Genomic DNA, 13,168 nt, shown 5'->3' on the forward strand with positions numbered 1-13,168 from the left:
GGCGCGAAGTGTAACAGATAGGCGGCGGGAATGCCGCCTCAAATGGCTTGAATTTTTGCCCGGAGGCGCCCTGCCCCATCCGGGAAGGCGCCGCCAGAGCGGCCGGCTCAGCGCACCCGCTTGGCCGGCCGCTTGAGCAGCCGCATGCCGATGGCGGCCACGGCGATGACGAAGAGGGCGAAGGAGGTGATCAGCAGGCACTTGGTCAACAACTCGTGGTAATTGGCCAGGACCGGGGTCGCCATCATGACTTTGCCGACCATGCTGAGCACCAGGGACCAGAGGAAGGCGCTGGCGAAACTGGCCATGGCCACCCGTACCAGGTTGAGGCGGGAGACCCCCATCAGCATGGGGGTCAGCACCCTGACGAAGGGGATGAAGCGGGAGACGAACATGGCCCAGAAGCCGTAGCGATCGAGCAGTCTCGAGGCCCGGGGCAGGCTCCCCTCCGGGATCATCCGCTCCACATGGTCCATGAAACGGGTACCGTGCAGCGCCTGACCCTGCCAGTAGGCGATCACGCTGCCAAGCCCGGCCGCGAGCGGCAGATAGAGCAGCGTCACCTCGGGCCCCAGCACGCCCATGCCCACCAGGCCCCCGGCCAGCAGCACCAGGCTGTCGCCCGGCAACGGCAGAAACACGAAACTCGACTCGAGAAAGAGGATCACCACCAGACAGGTGACGAGCAGGCCGACTGCCTGCATGTGTATAAGCTGATCAAAATCCTGATGCCATATGGCAAGCAGCATGTCCTGCATCTGGTATGACTCCCATCAACGTAATGCGCATCCGTCATGACGACCCTAAGGCCCCGTCTGGTAATCCGTCCCTGATACCACCCCAATGTTCGTATGGGATGCCCCTTATACACCCGGGGAACTGAACAATAAATTAATGTTTGCCATTTATGCCGCCGGGCTGACGCCGGACACCCTTGGCAGGCGGGCCAGAAAGACGCCCCCGGGGGAGCGGACGCCGGTGGGAGATTATGGCCAGATGGCACCATGCAGAGCTGCCAACGGAGGCGAAAAACGTTACAGTATAAGGACTCCCCAGTGGACGGGGAGACTCATGGAGCTAGGTATGGCGCAGATCCCCTCTTCTCATGCAACCCCGATTCTGATGGCCGGACTCTGGCTGCTTTGCCATGGCGCCCAGGCCAGCGACGAGAGCCTGGTGCAGCAACGCGCCAATGCGGTGGTCTCCCTGATGAGCTACACAGTGGTGCCCGACATCACCGCCAGCAACCTGGATATCGGCGGAGGGACCAACGAGAGCTCGGCACTGACCATCACCCAGCTTGGCGGTGGCGCCACCATGAGTGAGGGCTTTCCCATCTATCTGGAGGGTACCCTGGGCTACAGCCGCTACGATCCCCAGTTCGTGTTCACCGACGGCAACGAGACCCGCACCATTCCCACCAGGTGGAACAGCCTGAGCGCCACCGGCGGCATCGGCTGGGACTTCAGCCTGCACCGCGACCGCTGGGGTGGCAACCTGGTACTGCGCCCCATCGCCAACGTCACCCTGGGCACGGTGGCGAGCGATCTGCGCATCGGCGCCGCCCTGATCGAGTACAAGACCGGCAAGAACCTCGACTTCCTGGATGGCGGCAACCTCAACGTCTACGGCCTGGGGGGCGCCCTCATGCTCGACTACGAGCTGTTCTCCAAACCCCAGGACATCGACGTCGAGCTGCGCTACTCCTATCAGCACCTGCAGAGCTTCACCGGCACCGCCGACAGCATCACGGGCCAGGCCGAGGCGGAGAACCTCGGTCTCTACCTGCGCCGCCGCGCCCCCATGTGGGACTGGACCCTGCTGGACAGACCCCTGCGCTACGTGCTGGAGGGCGCCAGAACCGAGTACCTGGGAGAGCAGCGGGGCCTGCTCGGCTTCAACAGCCTCAACTCCCTGGGCCTTGGCCTCGAACTCGACAGCAGCAAGTACGACATCTTTATCACCCGCACCCGGCTGGTGGCCCGCTATATGTTCAGCCACAACACCAGCGGCTACTCCATCGGGCTGGCGATGAGTTTTTAAGGGCGTGAGGCTCTCATTACCGGTCCCGGCACCACACCGGCGGTTGTACCATCGGGCTGGCGATGTGTTTCTAATGGCGCAGGATCCCGCGAAGGAGAGAACATGATGAACCTGACCCGGGAGCAGATTGACGACCTGCTCGCCACCTTGCAGGCCCGCTTTGAGCGGCACCCGCAGCGTCACGCGGGGATCCCCTGGTCACAGGTGCGCGCCAGGCTGGACGCCACCCCGCAGTCGTTGCCCTCGCTCCACGAGATGGAGCACAGCGGCGGTGAACCCGATGTCATCGGCCAGGACCCGCAGACCGGGCAGCTCATCTTCTGTGACTGCAGCGCCGAGAGCCCAACCGGGCGCCGAAGCCTCTGCTATGACAGGGCCGCGCTGGAATCCAGGAAGGAGAACAGGCCGGCGGGCTCTGCGACCGAGATGGCCCAGCAGATGGGCATCACGCTGCTGACGGAGGCCGAGTATAGATCGCTGCAGACGCTCGGCTGCTTCGATGCCAAGACATCGAGCTGGATAGAGACCCCAGCGGCGATCAGGGGGCTCGGCGGCGCCCTGTTCTGCGATCGCCGCTACGACAGTGTCTTCCTGTACCACAACGGCGCCCAGTCCTACTATGCCGCCAGGGGCTTTCGCGGCAGCCTGCGAGTCTAGGTAAAGGCCGCGAGCGGCCCCGAATACCCCGAGAGTCGCAGCCTGCTCCCAATCGAGGCTTGACCCTGAAGCAAGATCCCATGGAGGCTCGGTGACATGGACTTCCCCCCCGTTTTCGCTCTTTTGCTGTCGCAGCTCGGCTATCTGCTCCCGCTGCTGCTGATCGCCACTCTGATCAAAACCCCCTGGTTCAAGGGGATGATCGGGGAGTGGTTTATCAATCTCAGCATCCGCCTCTTTCTCGACAAGCGGGAGTATCACCTGCTCAGGGACGTCACCCTGCCCATTCCCCAGGGCACGACCCAGATCGATCACGTGATCGTCTCACGCTTCGGGGTCTTCGTGATCGAGACCAAGAACATGAGGGGGTGGATATTCGGCAATCCGGCCCATAAAAGCTGGACCCAGCAGATCTATCGCCGCAGGCACAGTTTTCAAAACCCCTTGCGCCAGAACCACCTGCATATGACGACCCTCAAATCCCTGCTGGTGCTGGCGGACCACCAGTTTCACTCTGTCATCTACTTTATCGGCGACTGCACCTTCAAGACGCCCATGCCGGAAAACGTGATGAACCGCGGGCTGATCCGCCATATCAAGGGCAAAACCACCCAGGTATTGACCCTGGCCGACGTCCATGGAGCGATCGAGACCATCCAGCAAGAGCGGCTTGCCCCCAACTGGCAGACCCACAGACAGCATGTGGCCCGGATAAAGGCGCGTCATGGTGCCGCCCCCATCAGATCGTTGCCGACTGACGCTCCGCCCCCTCAGCGTCCGATATCGTCCACCGCCACTCATCCGGTGAGCCACCGACAGCACCCAAGCTGCCCCAGGTGCGGCAATACCATGGTGCTGCGCACTGCCAGCCGAGGAGAAAACAGGGGCAACCAGTTTTGGGGATGCAGCGGATATCCGAGATGCAGGGGGATAGTGCAGCTCGCGCATGTCCATGAGGGAGTGGCAAAGGATGAGGCCAATCCCCGATAGTCCGAGATGAAACCAGGGCGGCCACTTGGCCGCCCTGGTTGTCTCTGGCTGTCAGCGAATCGCTGCCATCTTCCGCACACAGGCCTGCTCCCTGTCATCCACCCGCTTGGCAAACCAGGCGGTGGTGAGGTTGCGGGTGATCTTGGGGCTTTTCAGCTGGATGCCGGGCAGCACGGCGCGAGGCTGCCGCTTGCCCGCCTGCTGATCGGCCAGGGCGAAGACCCTGTGATAGAGGTCGGTCTGGGCAAAGTCGGCGCTATCTCCCTTGAGCAGGCTCTGGTGGATGGCCTGCTTGCTCATGTTGACCCGGCTGGCGATGCTGTGGACCGCGAGCTCGGTCTTGCCCGGCAGGTCCGAGTCGTAGCGGACCAGATCCCCGTCCAGGGCCAGGGGCTTGCCGCTGACCCGGCTGACCGCCGCCTGGAAGGCCGCGTTGCGGCTCGCGTACCAGCCCGCATTGAAGTCGGCGAAGCGATAGAGGGTATCCGGGTAGTCGGCGGGATAACCGAAAATGTGTCTGGTGCCAAACCAGATGCCCCCGCGGCGGGTGAAGACTTCGTGGCGGATGGACTCCTTCACGGGATAGGGGTAGCCGCGGGCGTTGGCCTCGGCGAAGGCGATGCTGACCTGCATGGGGCCGCCGGTGCGCACCGGGTTGAGGTTGCCAAAGAGCTGCCTGCCCATGGGCACCGAACCTATCATGTCCTCGAAGATCTCGCTCATCTCCCGCTCGGTACGAAGGGCATCGATGCGCGCGGCATAGGACTTGCCGGTGGGGGACTTGATGGAGAGCGCCGTGCGCACCATGAACTCGGGGATCAGCAGCTTGGCCGCCCGGGCGTTGATCTCCTTCCAGGCTATCTTGCCAAGGCCGGGCACCACGGGATCCGCCTGATAGGTGGCCTCCTGCTCCGCCACCGCCAGCACGGTGCAGACGTTGTGATCGCTCACCGTCAGCCCCTGGGTGCTGAGCGCCGTCACCACGTCGTTGGCCCAGCCCGGCTTGTCGGGTACCTGGCGCGGCAGGAAGCGCACGATGCGGCTCTTCATGTCCGCCGGCTTGCGCGGCTGCATGGCCTTGGGCTGCTTCGCGATGGCGGCGGCCTCCTCCACGGGCGGAGGCGGCTCGCTGGCACACCCCGCCAGCAGTGCGGCCATCAACAGCGGCAGGGCGCGCAGGGACCGGGCAGGAGAGACCTCACGGGGCGCAGAGGCAACTGAAGAGACGACAGGGGAAGAAGAGATCATGAAGGCTTCCGGTAGACAGAGGGGCCCTTCCATCTCAGATAAGGGGCCCCGAACGCAAACAGAGGGCCATTGTAGAGGATCGACGCGCCTGGCTAAAGCCTCGGGCCCGCTCCTGGGGCCGAAACGCCCATCGCCGTGACGACGGGTGGCGCAGCCCAGCTCACTCACCCACTCCACAGTGCACCGACCATTTCCCTATCCGCGATCAATGGCTTTTATTGAGAGTCATTTCTATTTAGAATGCCGCCGAATGACACGCCCTGGCACGGAGCCCATGGACAAGCTGACCCCCCTCTTCGATACCCTGCAGCGCTTGCTGATCACCCCGCTCTGGCAATGTCTGTCCGGGCTGTTCGATCTCAACGGACGCCTGGGCGTCGTCTTCCTGCTGATCTCGGGCACCGTCGCCTACCTGCTCTGCCTGCACCGTCGCCGCCGGGGGGACCCCGAGGCCCGCAGCTTTCGCCGCTTCCTGGGGGGCCGGGCCGTCTGGTTGCACCCCTCGGCCCTGCTCGATTACCAGTACTACCTGGTGCGCGCCCTGCTGCATGTGGCGGTGATCCTGCCAATAATGGCGTGGCTCCATCCCTGGCTGCTGCAGGCCGAGGATGTGCAATCCGCGCTGACCCGGCTCTGGGGGGAACGCCCGAGGCTCGCCGAGGCAAGCTGGCTGATGATGCTCTATGGCCTGGGGGTCTTCCTCATCAGCGACTTCGTCCACTACTGGCTGCACCGCGCCTTCCACAGCCGCTGGCTGTGGGAGTTTCACAAGGTGCACCACAGCGCGACCGTGATGGTGCCGCCGACCGCCAGCCGCATCCACCTGGTGGAGAAGCTGTGCGAGATGCTGGTCAAGGGGAGCTGTCTCGCCCTCTACGGCGGCCTCTTCCATTGGCTCTGTGGTGGCACTGTACGCCCCTACACCCTGTTCGGCATCAGCTACCTGGTGCTCATCTTCAACTCCCTGGCCGCCAACCTGCGCCACACCCATGTCTGGCTCTCCTTCGGCCCCTGGCTCGAGCACCTTCTCAACAGCCCGGCCCAGCACCAGATCCATCACAGCCGGGATCCCCGCCACTTCAACCACAACTTCGGCACCAACCTCTCGATCTGGGACTGGTGGTTCGGCACCCTCTACGTGACCAGCAGCCAGCCCGAGCCACTCTCCTTCGGGGTGGGCCCGAAGGACAACGAGCGCTACAGCCGTCTGAGCGTGCTCATCCTGCGCCCCTTCTGGGTGACGGCGCGCAAGATCTGGCGCGCCCTGCCCCGCCCCCGCAAGCCGCTGGCACAGTGAGCCCCATAAACAACAACGCCACTCCTGGGGTGGCGTTGTTGTTTACCGTGTTGACAGATGAGCCGGGGCTCAGGCGCTCTGGCGCAGGGCCTGATGCTGGGCGGCGCCGTTGATCACCGCCTGCAGGGAGGCGTTGACCACGTCGCGACCGACGGCGACGCCACACATCCGGGTGCCCTCGACGCTCAGCAGCACATAGGCGGCGGCGCGGGACTCGGTGCCGGCGGTGAGCGCATGCTCGGAGTAATCCAGCACATCGATGTGCATCCCGGTCTGGCGCTGCCAGCCGTTGACCAGGGCGGTGATGGCTCCCTCCCCTTCACCGCACAATTGCAGGGTGCCGTGGGGGGTCTGCAACTCCAGGCGCAGGCTCTCCTGACTGTCATGACCGAGCTGGAAGCGACCTATGCGATAGCCGTGGGCGGGTTCGAGATAGTGGCGCTCGAACAGGGTGCGGATCTGCTCCGGGCTGATTTCGCTGCTGCAGGCCTCCGCCTCGGCTTGAACCCGGCGGCTGAAGTCGATTTGCAGCCAGCGCGGCAGTTGCAGACCGAGGTCACGCTCCAGCAGATAGGTCACCCCTCCCTTGCCGGACTGGCTGTTGATGCGGATCACCGCCTCGTAGCTGCGGCCAAGATCGGCAGGATCGATGGGCAGGTAAGCCACGTCCCAGTAGTGATCCGGCTTTTCCGCCGCCAGGGACTTGCGGATGGCGTCCTGGTGGCTGCCGGAAAACGCCGTGTAGACCAGCTCGCCGGCATAGGGGTGGCGCGGGTGCAGGGCAATCTGGGTGCAGGCCCCCACGGTGGCGACGATGGCGTCCATGTCGGACAGGTCCAGCTCGGGGTCAATCCCCTGGCTGTAGAGGTTCATGGCCATGGTAACGATGTCCATGTTGCCGGTGCGCTCCCCGTTGCCGAGCAGGGTGCCCTCGATGCGATCCGCCCCCGCCAGCACCGCCAGCTCGGCGGCGGCCACCCCGCAGCCTCTGTCGTTGTGGGTGTGGATGGAGATGCTCACCTCGGGTCGCGCCTTGAGGTTGCGGCAGAACCACTCTACCTGATCCGCAAACACGTTGGGGGTGCTCACCTCCACCGTGGCGGGGAGGTTCAGGATCATCGGGCGGGCAGCGGCGCGCCACTCGTCGATGACGGCGTCACACACCTCGACGGCAAACTCCACCTCTGTGCTGCTGAAGCTCTCCGGGGAATACTGGAAACTCCACTCGGTGCCCGGATTGCGGGCCGCATACTCCCGCACCCAGCGCGCCCCCTGCACGGCGATGGCCTTGACCCCGTCCTTGCCTGAGTTGAACACATAGTTGCGCTGGGTCGGGTTGACCGAGTTGTATACGTGAACGATGGCCCGCTTCGCCCCCTTGAGCGCCTCGAAGGTGCGGGCAATGAGATCTTCCCGAGCCTGCACCAGCACCTGGATGGTGACGTCATCGGGGATGAGGTTGCGCTCGATGAGTTCGCGCACAAAATCGAAGTCGGGCTGGGAGGCCGCCGGGAAGCCCACCTCGATGTGCTTGAAACCGATGTGGGTCATCAGCGCCCACATTTGCAGCTTCTGGGCCACCGTCATCGGCTCGACCAGCGCCTGGTTGCCATCGCGCAGGTCCACGGCGCACCAGAGCGGTGCCCGCTCCAGTACCCGGTTGGGCCACTGGCGATCCGCCAGGTTGATCACGGGGGCACGGCGGTATTTGCGATGATCGAAGCTCATATTCAGATTCCCTTGACGGATGGGCGAGGCGCCGGACGACCGGGTCGACAGGCGGGTGGGGCAAGGAGGGGAAGCGGGTTGGTGCGGTAACACCGGCCCTGACGAGTCGCGCGGCGGTAACCCCGCGACCGGTTTTCCTGCGGCCCCCGTCGGTCACCGGGGCCGGCCACGGCAGCCGGATCGGGCTGCGGGCGCTGATCCTCTCGCACGCCACCTTTCGGTGTGTTGGCGCAGACGACCTTGTTTGATGAGAATCCAGTATAAAGAGGCGAGCGGGGCGAGAGATTGCGAAGATTGCTGCCAACGCCATATTTTTGGCAATCATCACCAACAAAACCCCGTGATTATGAGATTATTTCACCCATGCTGGGCCGCTTCGCCGCCTTCACTCTCCATCCTGAACCGGATGCGGAAAATAAAAAACCCCGCCATCGCTGGCGGGGTTTGCGTGCATCGGACGGGCAGCGTGCTGCCGGCACGCTTAGCGGTTGTTCACCTTCTCGTGCAGCTCCTGCACCGAGCTCACGTTGGCGGTGGCATCGACGCTGATGGCCATGCAGGTGGCAAAGGCTGCGTGCAGCGTGGTGGTGTAGGCCACCTTGTGCTGCAGGGCGCCGCGACGCAGCTGCTTGGAGTCCTCGATGGCCTGACGACCCTCGGCGGTGTTGACGATGTAGGTGTACTCGCCGTTCTTGATGCGATCCAGAATGTGCGGACGGCCCTCGTGCACCTTGTTGACCAGGCGCGGGTTGATGCTCGCCTCCCCCAAGGTCACCGCAGTGCCGTGGGTGGCGTCGAGGTCATAGCCCAGCTCCAGCAGCTTGGCGGCCAGGTTCACCACCCGTTCCTTGTCGCTGTGGCGAACGGAGAGCAGGGCACGCCCTTCGCGCGGCACCTGGTGACCGGCACCCAGCTGCGCCTTGGCATAGGCCTCGGCAAAGCTGCTGCCCACGCCCATCACTTCACCAGTGGAGCGCATCTCCGGCCCCAGCAGCGGGTCGACACCCGGGAACTTGGCGAACGGGAGAACCACCTCTTTCACCGAGTAGTAGGGCGGGATGATCTCCTGGGTAAAGCCCTGCTCCTTCAGGCTCTGACCGGCCATGACGCGGGCGGCGATCTTGGCCAGCGGGGCACCGGTGGCCTTGGAGACGAACGGCACGGTACGGGCGGCACGGGGGTTCACCTCGATGAGGTAAATTTCGTTGTCTTTCACCGCGAACTGCACGTTCATCAGACCGACCACGCCAAGCTCCAGCGCCAGTTTGCGCACCTGCTCGCGCATCTCGTCCTGAATGGCCTTGGACAAGGTGTAGGGCGGCAGGGAGCAGGCGGAGTCACCGGAGTGGATGCCGGCCTGTTCGATGTGCTCCATGATGCCGCCGATGACCACATCCACGCCGTCGCAGATGGCGTCCACGTCCACCTCGGTGGCGTCGTCCAGGAAGCGGTCCAGCAGCACAGGCGACTCGTTGGAGACGCTCACCGCCTCGGCGAAGTAGCGGCGCAGATCCTGCTCGTCATAGACGATCTCCATGGCGCGGCCACCCAGCACATAGGAGGGGCGCACCACCAGCGGGTAGGTGATGCGCTCGGCGGTCAGCACGGCCTGCTCCAGGGCGGTGACGGTGCCGTTTTCCGGCTGCTTGAGGCCGAGGCGCTCCACGGCGGACTGGAAGCGCTCGCGGTCTTCGGCGCGGTCGATGGCATCCGGGCTGGTCCCGATGACCGGCACGCCGTTCGCTTCCAATGCCCGCGCAAGCTTCAGCGGAGTCTGGCCGCCGTACTGGACGATGACGCCCTTGGGCTGCTCGACCCGCACGATTTCCAGCACGTCTTCCAGAGTCACCGGCTCGAAGTAGAGACGGTCCGAGGTGTCGTAGTCGGTGGAGACGGTTTCCGGGTTGCAGTTGACCATGATGGTCTCGTAACCGTCTTCGCGCAGGGCCAGGGCCGCGTGCACGCAGCAGTAGTCGAACTCGATGCCCTGACCGATACGGTTCGGGCCGCCACCGATGACCATGATCTTGTCGCGGTTGGTGGGGTTGGCCTCGCACTCCTCGTCGTAGCTGGAGTACATGTAGGCGGTGTTGGTGGCGAACTCGGCGGCGCAGGTATCGACCCGCTTGTAGACCGGGAAGATGTTGTGACGGGCGCGCAGCTTGCGCACTTCCCCTTCGGCCACGCCGAGGATCCTGGCCAGACGCGCGTCGGCGAAGCCCTTGCGTTTGAGGCTGCGCAGGAAGTCGGCATCCAGGCCGGCCATGCCGCGCTCCTTCACCTGCTCTTCCAGCTTGACCAGCTCTTCAATCTGCACCAGGAACCAGGGGTCAATCTTGGTCAGCTTGAACACGCCGTCCATGGAGAGACCGGCACGGAAGGCGTCGGCGATGTAGAAGATGCGCTCGGCACCGGCATCCTGCAGCTCGTGGCGAATGCGGGTCAGGGAGTCGGGGGCATTGAGGTCCACCATGGGGTCGAAGCCGGTCTTGCCGGTCTCGAGGCCGCGCAGCGCCTTGTGCAGGGACTCCTGGAAGTTGCGGCCGATGGCCATCACTTCGCCCACGGACTTCATCTGGGTGGTCAGACGGTCGTTGGCGCCGGCGAACTTCTCGAAGTTGAAGCGCGGTACCTTGGTGACCACGTAGTCGATGGCCGGCTCGAAGGAGGCCGGGGTGCGACCGCCGGTGATGTCGTTCATCAGCTCGTCCAGGGTGTAACCGATAGCGAGCTTGGCGGCGATCTTGGCGATGGGGAAACCGGTCGCCTTGGAAGCCAGCGCAGAGGAGCGCGACACCCGCGGGTTCATCTCGATGATGACCATGCGACCGTCTTTGGGGTTGATGCCGAACTGGACGTTGGAGCCGCCGGTCTCGACACCGATCTCGCGCAGCACCGCCATGGAGGCGTTGCGCATGATCTGGTACTCCTTGTCGGTCAGCGTCTGGGCCGGCGCGACCGTGATGGAGTCACCGGTGTGGATGCCCATGGGGTCGAAGTTCTCGATGGCGCAGACGATGATGCAGTTGTCGTTGCGATCCCGCACCACCTCCATCTCGTACTCTTTCCAGCCGATCAGCGACTCGTCGATGAGCAGCTCCTTGGTCGGCGACAGATCCAGACCGCGCTCGCAGATCTCCACGAACTCTTCCGGGTTGTAGGCGATGCCGCCGCCGGAGCCACCCATGGTGAAGGAGGGGCGGATGATGCAGGGGAAGCCCACTTCGGCCTGGACCTTCCAGGCCTCTTCCATGTTGTGGGCGATGCCGGCGCGCGGGCACTCCAGGCCGATGCTGCGCATGGCCTTGTCAAAGCGGGAGCGGTCTTCGGCCTTGTCGATGGCGTCGGCGGTGGCGCCGATCATCTCCACACCGAACTCCGCCAGCACGCCGTGCTGCTCCAGCGCCAGGGCGCAGTTGAGCGCAGTCTGGCCACCCATGGTGGGCAGGATGGCGTCCGGGCGCTCTTTCTTGATGATCTCGCGCACCACTTCCCAGGTGATGGGCTCGATGTAGGTGGCGTCGGCCATCTCCGGGTCGGTCATGATGGTGGCCGGGTTGGAGTTCACCAGAATGACGCGGTAGCCCTCTTCTTTCAGGGCCTTGCACGCCTGGGCGCCGGAGTAGTCGAATTCGCAGGCCTGACCGATGACGATGGGGCCGGCGCCGAGGATCAGGATGCTCTGTAGGTCGTTACGTTTTGGCATGGCTTCTCTTTTCCTCTTAAGCGCGATACTGCTTGATCAATTCAATAAAGTGGTCGAACAGACCGGCACAGTCGTGCGGGCCCGGGCTCGCCTCCGGGTGACCCTGGAAGCTGAAGGCCGGACGGTCGGTGCGATGGATGCCTTGCAGGGAGCCATCGAACAGGGAGACGTGAGTCGCGCGCAGGCAGTCCGGCAGGCTGTTCTCGTCCACCGCGAAGCCGTGGTTCTGGGCGGTGATCATCACGGTGTTGTCGTCCAGGCTCTTCACCGGGTGGTTGGCACCGTGGTGGCCGAACTTCATCTTGACGGTCTTGGCGCCGGAGGCCAGGCCCAGCAACTGGTGGCCCAGGCAGATGCCGAACACCGGGGTGTTGGTGGCCAGGAAAGCCTTGATGGCGTCGATGGCGTAGTCGCACGGCTCGGGGTCACCGGGGCCGTTGGAGAGGAAGATGCCATCCGGGTTCATCGCCAGCACCTCGGCGGCCGGGGTCTTGGCCGGCACCACGGTCAGGCGGCAGCCGCGGTCCACCAGCATGCGCAGTATGTTGCGCTTGACGCCGAAATCGTAGGCCACCACGTGGTACTTGAAGTCGCCCTCTGCCGGGGTGACGTACCCCTTGCCGAGCTGCCAGCTACCTTCGGTCCAGCTGTAGGATTCGCTCACGGTCACTTCTTTCGCGAGGTCCATCCCCTTGAGGCCGGGGAAGGCGCGGGCCTGTTCGAGGGCATGGGCTTCATCGAGCTGCTTGCCGGCCAGGATGCAACCGGCCTGGGCGCCTTTCTCGCGCAGGATGCGGGTCAGCTTGCGGGTATCGATGTCGGCGATGCCAACGATGTTGTGAGACTTGAGGTAATCGGAGAGGGATTGCTGATTGCGGAAGTTGGAGGCCAGTATCGGAAGGTCCCGGATGATGAGGCCCTGAGCATGGACCTGACTGGACTCTTCATCTTCGCTGTTGGTGCCGGTGTTGCCTATATGGGGGTAAGTGAGGGTAACGATCTGACGGGAATAAGAGGGATCTGTGAGGATTTCCTGATAGCCCGTCATCGACGTATTGAAAACCACTTCACCAACGGAACATCCCTCGGCGCCTATCGACACGCCTTTGAACACAGTTCCATCTTCCAGCACTAGCAATGCAGTGTGATTCAAGACAACCTCCAGTTATTTAGCTTTAAATTCAGCAATTTACCTGGGTGTTGCGGGTCCGGACGCTGTTTGAAACAGGGTTCAAACCCGGCAGATTTCTGGCAAATTGGGCGCATTCTACTTAAAAACGATCTCATTTCAACGTCTTTTCGCGTTCGAAATGCATCTAAATTCAATAAACAAGCAACATTACCCATTATCTATGCACTTTCAGGCTTTGCAACCCCCTCCCTCAAAAGAAAAGCAAAAACCCCGAACAAAACCACCACCCCACGCCGCACAAAACACAAAAATTGATTTTTAATCCTTAAAAAACATAAAGATGTGAAACTGAAAAACAAAAAACACA

The 13,168-nt window shown here is 63.4% G+C and carries 10 protein-coding genes; 5 read left to right on the forward strand and 5 right to left on the reverse strand.

The features are described 5' to 3' along the window. Positions 1-107: 107 nt before the first annotated feature. Entirely contained in the window at positions 108-758 is a 651-nt protein-coding gene (locus I6L39_RS19050; RefSeq protein ID WP_209792870.1) for a DedA family protein, read from the reverse strand. Positions 759-1,122: 364 nt separating this feature from the next. On the opposite strand from I6L39_RS19050, the gene I6L39_RS19055 reads away from it, so the two are divergent. From I6L39_RS19055 to I6L39_RS19065, 3 genes are all read left to right on the forward strand, one after another. Next, on the forward strand, positions 1,123-2,043 hold the full coding sequence (locus I6L39_RS19055) for an autotransporter domain-containing protein (RefSeq protein WP_254203786.1): 921 nt from the start codon (positions 1,123-1,125) through the stop codon (positions 2,041-2,043). A 102-nt stretch (positions 2,044-2,145) separates the two neighbouring features. Then, positions 2,146-2,700, forward strand: coding sequence for a DUF4256 domain-containing protein (locus tag I6L39_RS19060; RefSeq protein ID WP_216990526.1), 555 nt, complete (start codon positions 2,146-2,148; stop codon positions 2,698-2,700). 96 nt (positions 2,701-2,796) lie between these two features. Then, positions 2,797-3,690 carry a nuclease-related domain-containing protein gene (locus tag I6L39_RS19065; protein WP_216990527.1) on the forward strand — a complete coding sequence of 298 codons (894 nt, stop codon included), beginning with the start codon at positions 2,797-2,799 and terminating at the stop codon, positions 3,688-3,690. 51 nt (positions 3,691-3,741) lie between these two features. On the opposite strand, the gene I6L39_RS19070 is transcribed toward I6L39_RS19065, so the two are convergent. After that, a complete protein-coding gene (locus tag I6L39_RS19070) occupies positions 3,742-4,848 on the reverse strand; it encodes a DUF1615 domain-containing protein (RefSeq protein ID WP_216991846.1) in 1,107 nt (368 codons plus the stop codon). Between the two features lie 364 nt (positions 4,849-5,212). Between I6L39_RS19070 and I6L39_RS19075 the strand changes: the two genes are divergently transcribed. Continuing rightward, positions 5,213-6,235, forward strand: coding sequence for a sterol desaturase family protein (locus I6L39_RS19075; RefSeq protein ID WP_216990528.1), 1,023 nt, complete (start codon positions 5,213-5,215; stop codon positions 6,233-6,235). 69 nt (positions 6,236-6,304) lie between these two features. Here the strand turns inward: I6L39_RS19075 and leuA are convergent, their stop codons facing one another. The 3 genes from leuA to carA form a co-directional block, all read right to left on the reverse strand. Continuing rightward, a complete protein-coding gene (gene leuA, locus I6L39_RS19080; protein ID WP_216990529.1) occupies positions 6,305-7,963 on the reverse strand; it encodes a 2-isopropylmalate synthase in 1,659 nt (552 codons plus the stop codon). A 481-nt stretch (positions 7,964-8,444) separates the two neighbouring features. Further along, positions 8,445-11,669, reverse strand: a complete 3,225-nt coding sequence (gene carB / locus I6L39_RS19085; protein WP_216990530.1) for a carbamoyl-phosphate synthase large subunit — start codon at positions 11,667-11,669, stop codon at positions 8,445-8,447. Between the two features lie 16 nt (positions 11,670-11,685). Further along, positions 11,686-12,822 carry a glutamine-hydrolyzing carbamoyl-phosphate synthase small subunit gene (gene carA / locus I6L39_RS19090; RefSeq protein WP_216990531.1) on the reverse strand — a complete coding sequence of 379 codons (1,137 nt, stop codon included), beginning with the start codon at positions 12,820-12,822 and terminating at the stop codon, positions 11,686-11,688. A gap of 66 nt (positions 12,823-12,888) precedes the next feature. Between carA and I6L39_RS19095 the strand changes: the two genes are divergently transcribed. Beyond that, the gene (locus I6L39_RS19095) at positions 12,889-13,116 is read left to right on the forward strand and encodes a hypothetical protein (protein ID WP_216990532.1); all 228 of its coding nucleotides are present in this window, start codon (positions 12,889-12,891) and stop codon (positions 13,114-13,116) included. Positions 13,117-13,168 lie beyond the last annotated feature (52 nt).

This window comes from Aeromonas sp. FDAARGOS 1409, from assembly GCF_019048705.1.
In the GTDB taxonomy this organism is placed as follows: domain Bacteria; phylum Pseudomonadota; class Gammaproteobacteria; order Enterobacterales; family Aeromonadaceae; genus Aeromonas; species Aeromonas sanarellii.